The sequence below is a fragment of the Glycomyces salinus genome, assembly GCF_016428645.1.
Taxonomy (GTDB): Bacteria; Actinomycetota; Actinomycetes; order Mycobacteriales; family Micromonosporaceae; genus Glycomyces; species Glycomyces salinus.
Map to the genome: position 1 here is coordinate 14,011 of NZ_JAELXW010000012.1, position 17,233 is coordinate 31,243.

A 17,233-nucleotide genomic window follows, 5' to 3' on the forward strand; every position below is an offset into this window, starting at 1 on the left:
GACGAAGGGATGAGTTGACTGGGGCCGTACAGCCTGGAATATTTATACGCATCTATTTATCTTCAGTGGAGTGATGAAATCCCATGAGACCACCCCGTTTCCTACTCAGGGGCGGCCTGGCCATCGCAGCGGGCCTGCTTCTGTCCGGCGCGCTCGCCGCCCCGGCCAGCGCCGACCACCCCGAGCCGCCGCCGCGCCCCTTCCAGGCCGAGGACGCCGGCGAGGACGGCTGCACGATCTTCGAGACCGGCGGGGAGGCCCTGTGGCGGGCCACCCACCCGGGCGAGGACCACCGCGTCGAGATCTCCGGGGAGGCCCGCGTGGTCCAGACGCCCGGCGCCCCGGGGTACTGCCTGCCGGTGATCCCGGCCGACCGCCAGATCGAGTTCACCGCGTACGCGGGCGGCGCGGCCGTCGCGGAGCACATCGAGCCGATCGACGCCGCCGCCTCGCCGGGCCAGTACCAGTTCGACTTCTCCGGGGCGACGGCGTTCGACCGCCTCACCGTGGCCGTGTGCCAGGAGCGCCGCGAGGACGGATCGAGCTGGGAGGGCCGCTGCGGCGACGAGGTCACCGTCCGGCCCGACGGCGGAGCGGACGAGGCTCAACCGTACTTCCACGAGTTCGAGGTTCCCGACGCCTGCCACCGGGCGACCGTGGACGCCACGCTCCAGTGGATCGACCCGAGGCGCGTGCGCGTCGAGGGAACCGCCGTCCTCGAACTGATCGCCCCCGAATACCCCTGCGACCCGATCGAACCGGCCGGAGAGTACCGGGTCCTCTTCACCGCCAACCACCACGACTCGGTGGTAGAGGAGACCGAGGTCTCCTATGAACCGGTCGAGACGGCAGAGGAGTTCAGCCGCCTCCTGCCCTCCGACCCGGACGCGGACATCGATGTCCACTACGTGGTCGCCAAGGTCTGCGCCTTCGACCACGAAGGGGCGATGACCGGCTGCCTGGAGGACTCGATCCGAACCATCGAGCCGCAGGCCGAGCAGGAGCGTTACTGCGAGTACACCTTCGCGGTCACCGCCGACTGGGGGAACGGCTACATGGGATCGGTCGCCATAACGCCGCTGGTCGAGCCGCTGCACCATTGGACGGTCGTCATCACCCTTCCCGACGGCCGCGTGATCCAGTCGGTCTGGAACGCCGAATGGACGCAGAACGGATCGGTCGCCGAGCTGACCAACACCTCCTGGAACGGCCCGGTACCGGTCGGCGGGACCGTCGAGGTCGGCTTCATCGTCAGCGGATCGAGCGACCCGGCCCCGCTCATCGAGGTCTACGGCAACGGCCGCGCCTGCGAGCCGGCGCTCTAGCACTACCGCCGAAGCGCCGGGCCGATGCGGCCCGGCGCCGGGGCCTCCGCGCTCGGAACCCGCTCTCCGGTCACGGAGGCAAATATTTGTTGTCGTCATTGACAAACCTCCGGGTTCCCGCTTAATCTGCTGATCGAGCCCCTTTGCAATCGGGCGGGCGAGCTCGCCGACCGGTTATTCCGCGCTGCTCTGCGTCGCCGTCGCCTCGCGCACCGTTCGCTCATTCGAGGAGTCGGCGGACGGCGGTCGTCGGGGATTCGGCGTGTGTACTGTCCTCATGGGATGAACAAGGCGCGCATCGGATACCCGGCCCCGAGTCGCGGAGACTCCTCGCGGGAGCCGCCCCGGCCGGGCGCCGCACCGGCACATCGTGAACACCAACTCGCAACGTACACAGGGAGGACGGGAATGATCGAAGGCGCGTCGATTCGCGGCGAGCGCGGCACGATGCTGGTCTCCACGGCCAGGATCGCCACGCATCGGGCCGCCCGCTACGCCGACCAGCTCGCCGAACGCCTCGGCCAGAAGGTCGCGGTCGAGTCGCTGCCGGGCGGCTACCGGTTGACCTTCGGCCGGGGCGAGGGCCTGCTCAACTACGGCCCGGAGGAGCTGTCCCTACTGGTCAGCGCCGACGACGGCCCCTCGCTCGGCAGCCTCCGGGACGCCCTCGGCGTCTACCTCGAACGGCTCGGCCACGACGACAACCTGCGGGTCCGCTGGCATTTAGCGCGCGCGGCGGCCGAGCCCCATGACGTGGGCCGCATGGGCTGGGCCGGATCCGAAGCGGCCCTACAGGAGGTGCGTGAGGCCGGGGAACAGCGAGCGGATGTGGTCCGGCTCGAGTTCGATGAACGTTCCCTCGGCCTCGACCATGGGCGCCTCCTGGTCGGCCTCGGCGGCGATCCTGCCCTGGACCAGGATGGTGCGGCCCTTCCTCCCGGTCAGGACGGCCTCGACCGCCAGCGGGACGCCGAGCGGCACCGGCTGGGAGTAGGACAGCTGGAGCCCGACCGTCATCGCCGGATTGCCCGTGTGCCCAGCGGTCCAGCCCATGAACTCGTCGAGGATCATGGCGGTCACCCCGCCGTGCGCGAAGCCCGGCGGGCCCTCGTGGGCCGCGCCCAGCGTGAAGCGCCCCCGGGCGCCGTTGTCGATGCGCTCCATCGGCACCGGCGGCGCGACGGGGTTCCCGTCCCCGGTCACCGGGCTGAAGGCGCGCGATCCGGACGCCAGGTCGTCGAGATCGGAGAGCACGCCGAGAGGGCGCTGCTCCTTCTCCAGCTCGGCGGCCAGCTCCCCGGCCCGGTCGGCCAGGCGCCGCAGCTCCTCCGGCGCGGCGACGGCCCGCACCGCCGCCTCGTTCAACCGCCGCACCTGATTCCCGAGCGCGGCCACGGCCTCGCGCTGCTCGTCGGTCATGCGGTCCTCCTCTGCATCACGGTCGGCGCCCGCGAAGGGTACCGGTGAGTAACTTTACCGAAGGCTCTCACTCCCGGCGCCGCGCCCGCGACCGCCCCGCCCGTCAGGTCCGCTCGTGCGCCGGATGGTGGACGTAGGCGATGGCTCCGGCCTCCATGACCGCCACGCGGTGGGCGAACGACTGGACCAGCCGCGGGTCGTGGCAGATGAACAGATAGGCCAGGCCGAGCCGCTCCTGGAGGTCGACGAGCAGTTCGATGACGCCGTCGCGGAGGTCGGCGTCCAGGGCCGAGGTCGGCTCGTCCAGCACCAGCAGCCCCGGATCGCCGGCCAGGGCGCGGGCGATGTTGACCCGCTGGCACTGCCCGCCCGACAACTCGTGCGGATATCGTTGTCCGAGCTCGGTTCCGAGGCCGACCAGCTCCAGCAGCTCCGCGACCCGCGCCGGACCGGCCCGGCCGTCCCACCGGCCCTGCACCCGCAGCGGTTCGGCCACCGCCCGCGCGGCGGTCAGCCGCGGACTCAGCGACCCGTACGGGTCCTGGAGCACCGGCTGGATGCGGGGACGGACCCGCCGCAGCTCCCGCTCGCCCAGGCCGGTCAGCTCGCGGCCCTCGAACCGCACCGAGCCGCCCTCGGGCCGCCGCAGCTGAAGGACCGCGCTCGCCGTGGAGGACTTGCCCGAACCGGACTCGCCGACCAGCGCGAGCGTCTCCCCGGTCCGGATCGAGAAGGACACCCCGTCGACCGCGCGATGTGAACCGTAGGCGACGACCAGGTCCTCGACCTCGAGCACGGGCGCGGCCTCGCCGAGGGCCCGGCGCGGTTTCGGCACCGCCGCGAGCGGCGCGCGCGACTCGACCAGGCGCCCGCCCGCCATCGTGAGCACCCGGTCGGCGTACTCGCCGACGACCACCGGATCGTGGGTGATCAGCAGCAGCGCCGCACCGGTCCGGTCGCACCGATCCTTGAGCAGGTCCATGATCTGGCGCTGCGTGCCCGCGTCCAGGGCGGCCGTCGGCTCGTCCGCGATGATCAGCCCCGGCGCGCCCACCGTGGCCATCGCGATCACCGCCCGCTGGCGCATCCCGCCGGAGAACTGGTGGGGGAACTCCCGGGCCCGCCGCTCCGGCTCCGGCACGCCGACCGCCTCCAGCGCCGACACGGCCTCTCGGCGCGACTCGGCCCGCCCGAGGCCGCGCACCGAGGCGATCGCGGCCGCGATCTGGTCGCCGACCCGGTGGACCGGGCTGAGCACCGTCAGCGCCTCCTGCGGGACATAGCCCAGGCCCGCGCCGTCGGCGACGCGGACGGCGCCGCCGGTCTCGGACCGGTGCGGCAGCAGCCCCAGCACCGCCTTGGCCGTCAGGGACTTCCCGGCCCCCGAACCGCCCACCAGCGCCACGACCTCCCCGGGCTCGACCGCGAACGAGACGCCGCGCACGGCCTCGAAGCCCTGCACGGCGACCCGCAGGTCCCGCAACGACAGCACCGGTTCGCTCACAACGCCACCCGCTTCCTGCTCGGCGCCCGGACGAGACCGGCCGCGGACACCGCCAGCGCCGCGAGCGCGGCCAAGGCCACCGCCGGGGCGAGCGCGGCGGCCGGAGCGGTCTCCACATAGGCCCGCGACTCGTCCAGCAGCAGCCCCCACTCGGGCGCGGGCGGCTGCGTCCCGAGCCCGAGGAACCCGAGCGAGGCGATGGCCAGCGCGGTGCCGGGCAGCCGCAGCACCGCGTGCCGGGCCAGCGGCCCGACCACCTCCGGCAGCACGTGCCGGAACAGGATCCACGACCGGCTCGCCCCCAGCGCGCGCTGCGCGGTCAGATACCCCGCCGCCCGAGCCTCCTGCGTGAGCGCCGAGGCGTGCGCGGTCAGGCTCGGCCACGACAGCAGCGCGGTCGCGATCGCCGCACCGGCCGTGCCGGGGCCGATCACGGCCGCGACCAGGATGCCCGCCAGGACCGGCGGGAGCGCGTTGGCGATGTCGGCGACGCCCACGGCCGCCCGCGGAACCAGGCTCAACGCGAGTGCGAGCACGAACCCGAACGCGCACACGGCCATCGCCGTGCCGACGGTGCTGGCAGCGCCGTGCCCGAGCCGGGCGAGCACGTCGCGGCCCAGCGAGTCGGTGCCCAGCGGATGCGTCCAGGACGGCCCGAGCAGCTTCGCGGTCACGTCCACAGTGAGCGGATCCCGGAACAGGCCCCAGGCGATGACGGCGACCAGCAGCACCGCCATCGCCGCCGGGACGACGAACTGCCGCCCCGCGGCCGGTCCGGCCGCGGGCGCGGGCAGGCTCAGCGCCTCGTCCCGCAGCCCCGATCCGAGCATGCGCCGCCGCACCAGGTTCGCCAGCGCTCCCGCGCCCAGCCCCAGGAACAGAAGCGCCAGCACGCTGCCCTGCAACATCGGCAGATCCTGCGATGCGGCCGCGCCGAGCGTGGTCCGGCCGATGCCGGGAATCCCGAAGATCGACTCGACCGCGACCGCCCCGCCCACCAGTGCCACGGCCACCAGGCCCAGCTGCGGCAGCAGTGTCGGCAGCGCCCGCCGCAGCACACCGAAGGCGATGCGGCGCTCGGAGACCCCGGCGGTGCGCCACAGGCCCACCCACCGCTCGCCGAACGCGGCCGGAAGCGCGTCGCCGGTCAGCCTGCCCAGCAGCGCCCCGGCCGGGACGCCCAGCGCGAACGCGGGCAGCACCAGGTTCTCGGGCCCGGCCCACCCGGAGGTCGGCAGCCATCCGAGCCACACGCCGAACACGATCAGGCCCACCGTCGCCAGCAGGAACTCCGGCAGCGCGACCAGGACCGCGCCGACGGCCCCGCCCGGCCGGCCCTCCGGCAGCGTCCCGCGCGCCCCGCGCACCAGCGTCGGCGCGCACAGCGCGGCCGCCAGAGCCAGCGCGACGAGCAACGCGGCGCCCATGAGCGTCAACGAGGTGGCCAGCCCGGCGGCGACCGAGGGCCCCACCTCGCCCCCGGAGACCCACGAGATGCCCAGATCGCCGCGCACCAGCCCCGAGGCCCACCGCCCGAGGAGGACGAGCGGGCCGTCGGAGAGCCCGAGGTCGTCTCGGATCGACTGGAGCGCCTCGGGGGTGGGCTCGCGCTCGGCGGACTGGGCGCGCAGGACCGTCAGCGCCGGGTCGTTGCGCGAGAGCCACGGCAGGAGCCCGACGGCGGTCAGGAGCGCGATCAGCGTGACCGCGCGGGCGATGGCCGACTTCACGGGCCGCTACTCGGCCAGATGCGTGTCGGGGCCGACCAGTTCGCGCTCGCGCGGGTCCTTGATCGAGCCGACCACGTCGGTCGCGTCGCCCTGGATGACGCGCTCGTGCAGCAGCGGGATCGCCGCGTCGGCGTTGAGGATCGCGGTCTCGGCGGCCAGGATCGCCGTCTGGCGCTCGGGGCCGGGAGGCGTCTGCGCGGCCTCGTCGAGGGCGGCGTCCACGCCGTCGTCGCCGAACTGGGAGAGGTTGAACGAGCCGCCGGAGCCGAAGTCGGACTGCATGTACGCCACCGGGTCGCCGGAGTCCAGGACCGTGGCGCGCGAGAGCAGGAACGCGTCGAAGGCGCCGTCGAGGGCGTCGGCTTCGATGTTGGTGTACTCGCGGATGTCCAGCTCGACGGTGAACCCGGCGTCTTGGAGCTGCTGCTGGAGGACCTGGGCGACCTCGGGCAGCTCGGCCCGGTCGGTGAAGGTGCCCAAGGTGATCGAGACGCCCTCGGCCGAGCCCGCGGCGGTCGGCTCGGTGCGGCCCTCGCGGCGGGAGGCCCACGGGACGGCCGGGCCGAGCAGGCCCTCGGCGAGGTCGGCCCGGTTGTCGTAGACGCCCTCCACGAGTTCGGCGGCGTCGATCGCCTCGCGGGCGGCGGCGCGGACGCCCGGCTCGGCGAACGGCCCGTCCGAGCAGTTCAGGTACAGCGTGCAGGTGCGCGGCATCGGCACCTCGGTGATCTGGTCGGGCTCCAGCAGCCCGGCCTGGGAGACCGGGACGGCCTCGACGATGTCGGACTCGCCGGAGCGGAGCCTGCCCGCGCGGGCCGTCCCGTCGGGGACGAAGGCCGCGTCGATCCCGGCGGAGGCGACCTCGCCGCCCCACCAGTCCTCGTTGCGGTCCAGGGTGGCCGAGACGGTGGAGTCGACCGCGGTGAGCACGAACGCGCCGGTGCACGTCCCGACCGGGTCGACGATGTCGCCCTCGTAGGCGGCTTCGGCCAGGATGGAGAGCTGGGGCGAGGACAGGCGCTGCGGCAGCAGCGGGTCGGCCTCGCCGGTGGTGACCGTGACCGTGTTCCCGTCGGCCTCCACGGTCAGGTCGACGCCGTCGAGGATGCGCGGCTTGGGGGAGGCCGCGGCGGCGACGCTCAGGGAGTTCACGACCGCTTCGGCGGTCAGGTCGGTCCCGTCGTGGAAGACCACGCCCTCCCGGACGGTGAACGTCCAGCTCGCGCCGTCCTGGGTCCATTCGGTGGCCAGGGACGGCAGCGCGTTGCCCTCCTCGTCGAGGACGACGAGCGTCTCGGCGCACGACCAGCGTGAGAGCTTGAAGGCGTCGTCGGACAGCGGCGTCAGGCCCGAGCGGGGCGGCTGCATGTGGGCGACCCGGATGCGCCCGGACGCGTCGGCGCCGTCCCCGGATTCGGAGAAGCAGGCGGCGAGGCCGAGCAGGGGCGCGGCCGAGGCGGCGGTGATGATCGAGCGGCGGGAGATGGGCACGGGGCCTCCTGGGGACGAGAGCGCGGGGTGCGAACGGCACACTACCGAAATGAAAACCGTGTTCATTTCCGAGTGGCGACTGCTTGTTACAGGTCACATTCCCTGTACGCCGCCCGCCCCCGTATGGGGTGTGGGATCGGTTGCGGGTCAGCAGGATCCCGCGGCCTCCCAGACGCCCCATACGCCGGTGGTGCCGGGCTCCTCGGCCCGGGTCCACCACTTCGCGGTGTAGGCGGTGCCGCCGTGGGTGACGGCGTCACCGGCCACATAGGTCGCCGAGGAGTCCCATGCGGCCGCCTCGCAGCCCTCGGGTTCGTCCGTGGGCGCGTCCGAAGGCTCCTCGGACGGGGTGTCCGAGGGCTCCTCGGTGGGTTCGGGGCCCCCGCCCCCGCCGCCGAAGTCGACGTCCATGCAGGAGTAGAAGGCGTTGGTGGTGTCGGCGATGGTCCACACGCCGAGGATCAGGTGCCGCCCGCTCCGGTCGGGGAGCGGCACGGAGTGGGACATCTCGTGGTCGGGTTGCGCGCCGTGCATGTGGTCGACGAAGAACGGCTCGGCCTCCAGCGCGGCGCGGGTGAGGGGCTGGGCGGGGTCCCAGCCGTCGGTGGTGATGTAGTACTCGAACGACGCCGTGGAGTGCGGGGCGGTCATCGTCCAACTGAAGGTGCGGTCGCCGCCGGAGACCTCGGTGGCGGGCCACTGGCCGCCGCGCGGGTCGTCGAGCTCGGCGAAGCGTTGGTTGCCGCCGGCGCAGATCTCGCCGTCGGCGGGGCCGGCCTCGGGGAAGCCCTGGGGGCCTTCGACGCTCTGGGGCTCATAGGAGATGGCGCCGCAGTCGGACACCGCGCCGTCGGCGCACAGGGCCGAGCGGCTCGGTGGGTCGGCGGCGTAGCCGTGTCCCCAGGCGATGGCGGTTGCGGTGGCCGCGATGGCCAGTGCGCCCGCGCCGCTGAGGGCGAGGGCGATCTTGCGTGAACGTCTCATGGATCGCTCCAGTCGATCGTGGGTCAGTCGTGAACCTGTCTATCACACAAGAGACTTTCCTAATAATTCGCCTATAGTGGTCCTGCGCGGAGCTTCCCGGCATAACAGCTTGACCAGTGGATTTAACATTATCGATATAACGGGCGGGTCCGCGGGTCACTCAGATAGTCGGCCACGGGACCGGCGGTGAGCATGCCGGTCCCCGCCGCGAGCTCGGCGGCGGCCGGTTCCAGCGCGGCGCGGGTCCGCGCCGCCGCCTCGGCGTCGCCCAGGTCGGCAGCGGCACGCGCGGTCAGGCACCACAGGGCCTCGGCCACGAGCCCGTGCGGGGGAGCGGGGACGCGCCGCAGCGCCTCGCCCGCCTCATTCCGCCGGCCCCGTCCGAGCAGGATCATTGGCCGCACCCACGGCCCGTAAGGGCCCCAGTCGGTCCGGTCGTCGAACCCGACCGGCTCGCCGCGCCAGACCCGCAGGCACAGCAGCGCCAGCGGCAGCAGACCGCTCTCGACCCCCGGCATCCCCGCCGCCGCCAGCGCCGCAGCCGCGTCCCGGTAGCGGCCCTCGGACTCCGCTACCGGCCCTCCGCGGGCCGCGAAGCGCATCGCCCGGTACCAGCCGGTGAACACCCCGACCAGCGGGCGCTCGTGCTCCTCGGCCAGGCGGTCCGCGGCCTCGGCCTCGGCGTCGGCGGCCGCGAAGTCGGCCAGCGCGCTCAGCGCCTGGACCCGCACCAGGCGGCCGAGGATCTCGTGGTTCGGCAGGTCGTGCCGCCGCGACAGCGCGACCAGTTCGACGCCGATCGCATCGCGCTCGCCCGCCAGACCGGTCCGGCCGAACGACTGCATGAAGCGGCCGTTGAGCGCGAACGCCAGCAGCGCCGCGTCGCCCAGGCCCCGGGCCAGCCGCTCGGCCTCCAGGGCGGCCTCGCGCGCCCGCCGCTCCCCGGTGCCGCGCGACTCCACGGCGACCGTCGCCAGAAGCCGGGCGCGGACCGCCTCGCCCGCGCCGTCCCCGAGCCCGGCCAGGGCGCGCTCGGCGGCGGCCACCACTCGCGCCGACAGCGCCGGGTCGTCGGACCGGGTCCAGTTCGCCGGCACGTCGAAACCGCCGATCACGCGCGCGGTCAGCACCGGGTCGCCGAGTCGCTCGGCCGCCTCGATCGCCTTGAGCCGCTGCCCGCGACCCGCCTCCAGGCCGGCCGCGCCGGTGACGGCCGCGCTGCGAAGCAGCCCGACCGTCGACTCCAGGCGGGAGCGCGACCCGCCGGTCACGATGCGGTCGTAGGCGTCGCTGGCCTCGGCCCACACCCTGTCGACCTCAGTGGACTGATCGGCCGGTCCGGTCCGCCGCAGCAGGTCGGCCTCCAGTCGCCGGAGCCCCGGCCCGGGATCGAGACCGAGCCGGTCCCGCAGCGTGTCGGAGGCCCGGCGCGCCACCTCCAGGGCCTCGGCCTGCCTGCCGCCGCGCAGCAGCGCGAGCGCCAGGAGACGCCACGCCTCCTCCCGCCAGGGATGCTGGGCGGCGTGGGCCTCCAGGTCGGCCACGACCTCGGCGGGCCGGTCCAGGGCGAGCAGCGCCTCGGCCCGCCGTTCGACGCCGCCCAGACGCAGCTCCTCCAGCCGCGCCCGTTCGCCGGCGGCCCACCACTCGTCCTCCAGTCCGGCGAGCGCCGGTCCCCGCCAGGACCGCAGGGCCGGTTCGAGCAGGTCGAGCGCGCGCCGCGGGGCCGCCGCGGCCGCCGCTGCCAGGGCGTCCTCGAACCTCCAGGCGTCGACGGCGTCCGCCTCGGCGCGCAGCGCGTACCCGGGCCCGTCGGTGACCAGCAGCCGGGCCGGGCTCCGGGGCCTCCGGTCGGGTTCGAGGGCGCGCCGCAGCGCCGCGACGAAGGTCCGCACGGACGCCAGGGCCCCGGATGCCGGCTCGGCCCACAGGTCGCCGACCAGGACGTCGACCGGCACCACCCGGCCGCGCGCGATCAGCAGCCTGGCCAGCAGGGCCCGGTGCCGCGGACCCTTCAGGTCCAGCGGCTCGCGCGCCCCGGTCCAGGCCGCGACCGGGCCGAGGATGCCGAACTCGATCCGTCCCACTGCTCCCGCCTCCAGTTGAGAGCCTGTCACGATAGCGCGCTCATCGGATGCTCATCGGCCCCGGACAGACTCGACCGGTCGAACCACAGCGAAGGAGAAACGATGATTCAGGGCTTCGAGTACCGGCGCGTCCCCGTGGACGGCGCCACCTCGCTCAACGTCGCCGTCGGCGGCTCGGGCGACCCGATCGTGCTGCTGCACGGCTTCCCGCAGACCCACCTGATGTGGAGACACGTCGCCGCCGACCTCGCCGCGGACCGCACCGTGATCTGCCCGGACCTGCGCGGCTACGGCGACAGCGACAAGCCCGCGGCCGGAGCCGAGACCTACTCCAAGCGCACCATGGCCCGCGACATCGTCGAAGTGGCCCGGCGGCTCGGATTCGAGCGGTTCGCGCTCGCCGGGCACGACCGGGGCGCACTGGTCGCCTTCCGGGCCGGGCTCGACCATCCGGGAGCCGTCACCGGCCTGGCCGTCCTCGACACGCTGCCCACGCTGGACATGTGGTCGGTCCTGCGCGGAGCCGACGCGGCGGTCGCCTTCCACCTGTACCTGATGGCCCAGCCGCCCGGCCTGCCCGAGCGGATGATCGCCGCCTGCGCCGACGAGTTCTTCGGATACTTCCTCGACACCTGGACCAAGGACCCGGCCGCGATTCCGCCCGAGGTCCGGGCGGCCTACCTTCGGGCCGGCCGCGAGGCGGTGCCCTCCATCGCGGCCGACTACCGCGCCTCGGCCGGCGTCGACCTCGAACTGGACCGGGCCGACCGCGCTGCCGGGAACCACCTGAAGATGCCGGTGACCGTCGTCCAGCAGGACTGGGGCGCGGTCCTCGGCTTCGACGCCGAGTCCCTGTGGCGCTCCTGGGCGCCCGACCTCGACCACCGGACCACCACCGCCGGGCACTTCATGGCCGAGGAGGCCCCGGCACAGGTCGCCGAGGTGCTGCGGGCCCTGCCGGTCTGACCCGCCGCCGGAAGGCGGAGGTTCTCCACCAGCGCAGCGGGGGGTGCCGGTGTTCGCCCCGACCCGCCGATGCGGGGCCGGTCGGGGTTCTGGAAAGCTTCACATGATCGCCACCAGTCGGATTGGGGATGGAGCTTGGCCACGCTCAGCGTATGGAGATTCAAGGACCCGGAAGCGGCAGACCGCTCCGAGCGTCGGCTCATCGACTTCAGCAAGAAGGAGTTGATCACCGTCCTGGACGCGGCCACCGTCTCCTGGCCACCGGACGCGAAGAAGCCCCGCACCCGCCAGCTGGCCAACCTCACCGGGGCCGGGGTGTCCTGGGGCGCGCTGTGGGGGCTGCTGTTCGGCATCCTGTTCTTCATGCCGCTCATCGGCGCGGCGGCCGGGGCCGTCTTCGGCGGCGTCGCCGGCCACTTCGCCCACGTCGGTATCGAGGCCGACTTCATCGAGCGGGTCGGCAAGGAGGTCGCGCCCGGCACCTCGGCGCTGTTCCTGCTCTCGGAGAACGAAGTGGGCGACCGGCTCAAGGACGCCTTCGCCGACGGCGAGCTGGTCTCGGCCAGCCTCAGCCCCGACCAGGAGGCCAAGCTCCGCCAAGCCTTCGCCGAGTAGCGGCCCGGGGATCGCGATAGTCCTCCAGGCCGCGTGACCGGCCGGTCAGCGACCCATCCGCCAGATCCGCCTCGATGCGGGCCGCGGTCGCCGGCAGCACCCGGCCCATCTACGTGATCGAGGCCGACTCGCGCAACTCGGCCACCAGGCGATCGCTCATGCGCCCTCATCGAGGAAGTCGATCAGGTCGACGTTGAACGCCTCGGCGGCCTCTGCGGTCAGCAGGTGCCGGGCTCCCTCGTAGAGCTTGAGCCGGGCACCGGGGACGCGGGCGGCCAGGGCCCGGGCGTCGGCGGCGGTCGTGGACGGGTCGTCGGAGCCGCCGACCACGAGGGTCGGTGCGGCGATCCTGTCGACCTGGTCGCTCAGGTCGAGCCGTTCGAGAACCCCGCAGCAGGCGGCGTAGCCGCGCGCGTCGCAGGCGTCGAACGCCTCGCGGAACTGCGCGACCACCTTTGGACGCTCGGCCTGGAAGCCGGGGCTGAACCAGCGGTCCATGGTGGCCCCGCTGATGGCGGCGGTGCCGGAGTCGAGCACGGTCGCGGCGCGTTCACGCCAGGCGTCGGGCGTGCCGAATCTCGGTGCGGCCGAAGCGAGCACGAGCCGGTCGACCCGGTCCGGGTCGCGGACCGCCAGGCGCATGGCCGTCGCCCCGCCCAGGGAGACGCCGACGACGTGGGCGCGTTCGATGCCGAGGCCGTCGAGCAGGTCGGTGATGTCGCCGGCGAGGTCGTCGACGGTCCATTCGCCGAGCGGGGCCGGGGTGGGGCCGTGGCCGCGGGCGTCGAAGCGGACCACCTGGAACCGCTTGGACAGCGGTTCGACCTGCGGACCCCACATCTCGCGGACGGTCCCGAGCGAATTGACCAGGACCACCGGGTAGCCGGAGCCGGTGATGCTGTAACTGGGAATCATTCAGCCTCCCTGAGGTTGCGTTCCATCGCTTCTGGGTGGATGTTCAGGTTCTCGAGGGACTCGCGCAGCCAGGCGGCGGCATGGGCCGAGGCGGCCTCGGCGCGCAGCATCGCCTCAATCCATGCCGCGTCCGAGACCGCCTCGGCGGTCCTGCCTCGCGCGAAGACGGCGACGAACAGTTCAGACATCGAAGAACACGTTCTCCTGCGGCCCTTGCGGGCGGATGTCGAACCGCAGGCCGCCGTCGGGCAGTGCGAAGCCGAAGAAGGGGCCCACGGTCTGGGCTGGAGTGAGTTCCTGTTCCGCCATCAGTCGTCCACCTCCTCGAACAGGGTCCGGTCCGCGCAGGACGATGTCCTAACGGTAGCCGGTGGCGCATTGGCCCACGGTCTTCCAGACGAGCTACCGCGTCCCGGCCATGTGGAGCGGCGCGCTCCTGCTGGGCCTGCTCGGAGGGGCCCTGGCTGCAATGTTCCATCTTTTCGACCGAAGCATCCTGAATCAGTATCATAAGATGTGGAGATAAGACTCCATGGTGCTGAAAGCCAATGATCTCGGTAAGGACTATTCAACCGATACCGGGATCTTCACTGCAATTGCGTCGCTCGTCTTCGAGGTCGCCGAGGAAGGATTGTTCTGCCTGGTGGTGCCCGCGGACCGCGGGAAGGCGACGCTGCTTCGGTGCGTGGCCGGACTCCTGGAGCCCACCCGCGGTGAAGCGATCGTCGACAGCGCCGCCGTCTCCAGCGTGCCAAGCTCGACCACGTGGTGTAGTACCGGTCACAGTCCACTGCGCTCGCCGAAAACTACGTGGGCCTGCCCTATGGCGACTACGAGGTCTAATACCGTTAAAACGATCGTGCGGCAAAACGCACATGCGGATTTCTTTGGCTCGAGGGGTTGCCAAGACCGACAACGGGCGGTTAGCTGTACACAGTAGGCCACTCTGCGACACAGCGCACATACCCCGAGAACAGCAACCCACTCGATTGAAGTCCATGAATCCACCCCACGAATCACCCCTGGGCAGCCCTGCGCAGCGGGCGGCGGCGCTCGAGCTCGCCGACGAGCTCGTACTGTGCAGCCTCGACCAGATGACCTGGAGACCGATGTCGAGGCCCGGCATCATCGGCCTCGGCCTCTCGGCCTGCCTGGTCGGGCAGCTGCTCGCCTTCGCCCGCGTCCAGATCGTCGAAGACCTGCTGGTCATGTCCTATACCGCGCAGCCGCCCTCCACGGTCCTGACGCTCGAGGTCTGGGAGGCGGTCAAGGCCGAGCACACCCCGCAGCCGGTCAAGACCTGGCTCCAGTACCTCACCGAGCAGGGCATGGGCACCGGAGGAATCTTCGCCCGCGTCACCGAGCGCATGGCCTCCCGCGGCCTGATCGACATCGAACGCCAGGGCCTGCTCGGCCGCCGCACGGCCTACATGCCCGTCGACCCCACCGCGGCCGCTTGGCCGCTGGCCAGAATCCACCAGACCCTCAACCGCGAAGAGCTCGACGCCCCGACCGGGCGCGACGCCTTCCTCACCGGCCTGCTCTCCCATATGGGCTTCGGGCAGCGCCTGGCCGACACCGACACCGGCCGCCGCCGCATCGAGGCGGTCGCCGCCGGTCTGGACCCCGCCGTCCGAAGACTCCTGGGCCACCTGGGAGTCCTCATCGGCGAGGCCGCCATGACCGGACGTCCGTGAACCGATCCCCCCTCCCATCCCAAACGATTGATCGGAACAAGAAGGGACTTCTCTGTGTCCGTCACCCCACAACCCATGGTCGGCTCCATCGCCGACCGCCTCGCCGCCGACCGACTCGGCGTCATGGGCCTGCTTCACTTCTCGCTGACCGCGGCCACGCCGCTGACCGTGATCGCCGGGGTCACCGTCACCGGCTGGGCCCTCACCGGGCAGCTCGGCATCCCGGTGGCCTTCGCCGTCATGGGCGCCATCCTGGTGCTGTTCTCCATCGGCTACACGACCATGGCCCGCCACATCTCCAACGCCGGGGCGTTCTACGCCTTCGCCGCCAAGGGCCTGTCGCCGGTCGTCGGCGTCACGGCCTCCCTGATCGCCCTGGTCGCCTACACCGGACTGTCCATCGGCCTTTACGGCCTGCTCGGGCAGGCGGCCGCGCCGCTGATCGAATCGGCGACCGGCTGGGCCGCGCCCTGGTGGGTTCCGGCGCTGGCGCTCTGGGCGCTGGTGGCCGTCCTCGGCACCCGCGCGGTCGACCTCAACAGCAAGTTCCTGGCCGTCCTGCTGGCCGCCGAGATGGCCATCATCGTCATCTTCAGCGCCTCCAACCTCGGCCACCCGGCCGAGGGCGGGTTCAGCCTCGACGCACTCGACCCGACCCTCCTGGTCGCCTCGGGGGCCGGCGCGCTGCTGGTCCTGGGCTTCCTGGGCATGATCGGGATCGAGATGCCGACCGTCTACGCCGAGGAGTCCAAGAACCCGCGCCGCACCGTGCGGATCGCGACCGTGCTGGCCATCCTCATCCTGGCCGTGCTCTACACGATCGCCGCCTGGTCGATGACCGTCGCGGTCGGCTCCGACCAGATCGTCGCCGCCGCCCGCGAGGCCGACATCGGCGTCTTCTTCGGGCTCGTCGCCGAGCAGATGGGGCCGACCGTGGCCACCACCGCCGAGGTCCTGCTGGTGACCAGCGTCGTGGCGGCGGCCATCTCCTTCCACAACACCGTCGCCCGGTACGCCTTCGCGCTGGGGCGCGAGAACGTCCTGCCGAGGTCGCTGGGGCGCACCTCGCCCAGCACCGGGGCGCCGGCCCGGTCCTCCCTGGTCCAGTCGGCGGTCGCGCTGATCGTGCTCGTCGTCTACGCCGTCGCCGACCTCGACCCGCTGGTCGACCTGTTCTACCTGTTCGGCACCTCCGGCGGCTTCGGCATCCTGATGCTGGTCACCCTCGCCTCGGCGGCCGTGGTCGCGTTCTTCGCCCGCGACGGACGCGGCGAGACCGCCTGGAGCAGCCGCTGGGCCCCGGTGCTGTCCACGCTGATCCTGCTGGGGGTCACCACGATGGCCGTCGTGTCCTTCCCCGACCTGCTCGGCGTCGGCCCCGACTCGCCGCTGCCGACGGCGGTCCTGTCCATCTACGCCGCCGTCGCGGTGATCGGCGTCGTGTGGGGCCTGATCCTGCGCTCGTCCCGGCCCGAGCTGTACCGCCGCATCGGCGACGGCCCGCGGGCCGCGATCGAGGAGGGCGCGGCCGAGCCCGAACCCGTCCAGGAGGCGGTGCGGTGAGCAGCGTGATCATCCAGAGCGGGTACACCGGCTCGGCGCGCACCGTCGCCGAGCGCGTAGCGGCCGCCTTCAACACCCTCACGGTGGCCGAATGGCTCGTTCCCGACGACAAGGCCGAGCGGTTCCGGATCATGGCCGGGCAGTTCGAGATGCTCGTGGCCCCGGCCCTGAACGGGCAAGGCCATGTCGACGCGGTCCTCGACGACACCGGACACCCCGTCGGAGTCGCCGTGTGGCACGACAACACCAAGCGGTCGGTCGCGCCGGCCGACGACTACGACCGGCGCCTGAAAGAACTGTGCGGGCCCCACCTGCCGCGGTTCGAGGCGCTCGACGCGGCCTTCGAGAGCCACCATCCCGATCCGGTCGACTCGCCGCACCACCACCTGCTGTTCTGCGCGGTCGACCCGTCCAGCCAGCGACAGGGCATCGGCTCGGTGCTGCTGCGCCTGGGGCTGGACCGGCTCGACAAGGCCGGGGTCGCCGGATACCTGGAGGCGGCCAACGACCGCCTGACGGCCTGGTACGGCCAGCACGGCTTCGAACGGTCCGAACAGGAGCTCAAGCTCCCCGGCGGACCGTCGATGTTCCCGATGTGGCGGCGTCCGCTCGCGGACATGTGCCGCTGACCTCCGCCCCGGCACGGCCGCGAGGCCGTGCCGGGGCCAAAACGTGGATCCTCCAGGCCCTGCTCGCCGCGTTCTGCGCCCACGCCTCCTCGGCATCCTCCTAGCCCCCGGAAGAAGCCTTCCAAGCGGCCGACCGGTCCCATTCTTCGGGCATGGGCTTGGGCAGGGGCGTCCAGGATGGGGCGCCGTGAAGGCGGCGGCCGTCGACCTCCTTTCGGATGACCCACGGCATACCGGGACCGATCCAGGCGAGCGTGCCGTGCCTACGGATCCGCCTTGTCGAGGTACGCCGTGCCGAGGTCGTGCCT

General features: G+C 72.6%; 15 protein-coding genes and 2 pseudogenes. 7 read left to right on the forward strand and 10 right to left on the reverse strand.

The genetic code is table 11. From position 1 onward, the window contains the following. Window positions 1-83: 83 nt before the first annotated feature. Together JFB92_RS05090 and JFB92_RS26820 are read left to right on the forward strand one after the other, a co-directional pair. Entirely contained in the window at window positions 84-1,325 is a 1,242-nt protein-coding gene (locus JFB92_RS05090; RefSeq protein WP_199035528.1) for a cellulose binding domain-containing protein, read from the forward strand. A gap of 447 nt (window positions 1,326-1,772) precedes the next feature. Beyond that, window positions 1,773-2,033 (forward strand): annotated as a pseudogene (locus JFB92_RS26820) (DUF2218 domain-containing protein); the annotation flags it as partial. An 81-nt stretch (window positions 2,034-2,114) separates the two neighbouring features. Here JFB92_RS26820 and JFB92_RS05100 read toward each other — a convergent pair. The 7 genes and pseudogenes from JFB92_RS05100 to JFB92_RS05125 form a co-directional block, all read right to left on the reverse strand. Further along, on the reverse strand, window positions 2,115-2,744 hold the full coding sequence (locus JFB92_RS05100; protein ID WP_199035529.1) for a PaaI family thioesterase: 630 nt from the start codon (window positions 2,742-2,744) through the stop codon (window positions 2,115-2,117). 103 nt (window positions 2,745-2,847) lie between these two features. Continuing rightward, window positions 2,848-4,248, reverse strand: a complete 1,401-nt coding sequence (locus JFB92_RS05105; RefSeq protein ID WP_199035530.1) for an ATP-binding cassette domain-containing protein — start codon at window positions 4,246-4,248, stop codon at window positions 2,848-2,850. Beyond that, window positions 4,245-5,978 (reverse strand): ABC transporter permease subunit, encoded by a 1,734-nt coding sequence (locus JFB92_RS05110; RefSeq protein ID WP_199035531.1) that lies wholly within the window; start codon window positions 5,976-5,978, stop codon window positions 4,245-4,247. Before JFB92_RS05110 ends, JFB92_RS05105 begins: the two co-directional genes overlap by 4 nt. 6 nt (window positions 5,979-5,984) lie before the next feature. Continuing rightward, window positions 5,985-7,469 carry an ABC transporter substrate-binding protein gene (locus JFB92_RS05115; protein WP_199035533.1) on the reverse strand — a complete coding sequence of 495 codons (1,485 nt, stop codon included), beginning with the start codon at window positions 7,467-7,469 and terminating at the stop codon, window positions 5,985-5,987. Between the two features lie 147 nt (window positions 7,470-7,616). Beyond that, entirely contained in the window at window positions 7,617-7,880 is a 264-nt protein-coding gene (locus JFB92_RS27210) for a carbohydrate-binding protein (RefSeq protein ID WP_504778701.1), read from the reverse strand. Further along, a pseudogene (locus tag JFB92_RS05120) lies at window positions 7,866-8,453 on the reverse strand (lytic polysaccharide monooxygenase auxiliary activity family 9 protein); the annotation flags it as partial. The gene JFB92_RS27210 and the pseudogene JFB92_RS05120, both read right to left, overlap by 15 nt. 128 nt (window positions 8,454-8,581) lie before the next feature. Continuing rightward, window positions 8,582-10,540 (reverse strand): AfsR/SARP family transcriptional regulator, encoded by a 1,959-nt coding sequence (locus JFB92_RS05125; protein ID WP_199035537.1) that lies wholly within the window; start codon window positions 10,538-10,540, stop codon window positions 8,582-8,584. 102 nt (window positions 10,541-10,642) lie between these two features. Between JFB92_RS05125 and JFB92_RS05130 the strand changes: the two genes are divergently transcribed. After that, on the forward strand, window positions 10,643-11,506 hold the full coding sequence (locus tag JFB92_RS05130) for an alpha/beta fold hydrolase (protein ID WP_199035538.1): 864 nt from the start codon (window positions 10,643-10,645) through the stop codon (window positions 11,504-11,506). A gap of 135 nt (window positions 11,507-11,641) precedes the next feature. Continuing rightward, window positions 11,642-12,121, forward strand: a complete 480-nt coding sequence (locus JFB92_RS05135; protein ID WP_199035540.1) for a DUF1269 domain-containing protein — start codon at window positions 11,642-11,644, stop codon at window positions 12,119-12,121. Between the two features lie 156 nt (window positions 12,122-12,277). On the opposite strand, the gene pcaD is transcribed toward JFB92_RS05135, so the two are convergent. The 3 genes from pcaD to JFB92_RS26015 are packed head-to-tail and all read right to left on the reverse strand — an operon-like array spanning window position 12,278 to window position 13,345. Continuing rightward, on the reverse strand, window positions 12,278-13,036 hold the full coding sequence (pcaD, locus tag JFB92_RS05140; RefSeq protein WP_199035546.1) for a 3-oxoadipate enol-lactonase: 759 nt from the start codon (window positions 13,034-13,036) through the stop codon (window positions 12,278-12,280). Next, window positions 13,033-13,224, reverse strand: coding sequence for a hypothetical protein (locus JFB92_RS05145; protein ID WP_199035547.1), 192 nt, complete (start codon window positions 13,222-13,224; stop codon window positions 13,033-13,035). The genes pcaD and JFB92_RS05145 overlap by 4 nt, the downstream gene beginning before the upstream one ends. Next, window positions 13,217-13,345, reverse strand: coding sequence for a hypothetical protein (locus tag JFB92_RS26015; RefSeq protein ID WP_269847800.1), 129 nt, complete (start codon window positions 13,343-13,345; stop codon window positions 13,217-13,219). Before JFB92_RS26015 ends, JFB92_RS05145 begins: the two co-directional genes overlap by 8 nt. A 689-nt stretch (window positions 13,346-14,034) precedes the next feature. On the opposite strand from JFB92_RS26015, the gene JFB92_RS05150 reads away from it, so the two are divergent. From JFB92_RS05150 to JFB92_RS05160, 3 genes are read left to right on the forward strand one after another with little or no spacing between them, the layout of a single operon-like run. Then, window positions 14,035-14,733 (forward strand): GOLPH3/VPS74 family protein, encoded by a 699-nt coding sequence (locus tag JFB92_RS05150; RefSeq protein WP_199035548.1) that lies wholly within the window; start codon window positions 14,035-14,037, stop codon window positions 14,731-14,733. 54 nt (window positions 14,734-14,787) lie between these two features. Further along, window positions 14,788-16,296: an APC family permease gene (locus JFB92_RS05155; protein WP_199035549.1), complete on the forward strand. Its 1,509-nt coding sequence runs from the start codon at window positions 14,788-14,790 to the stop codon at window positions 16,294-16,296. Then, entirely contained in the window at window positions 16,293-16,925 is a 633-nt protein-coding gene (locus tag JFB92_RS05160) for a GNAT family N-acetyltransferase (RefSeq protein ID WP_199035550.1), read from the forward strand. Before JFB92_RS05155 ends, JFB92_RS05160 begins: the two co-directional genes overlap by 4 nt. The last annotated feature ends 308 nt before the right edge of the window (window positions 16,926-17,233 follow it).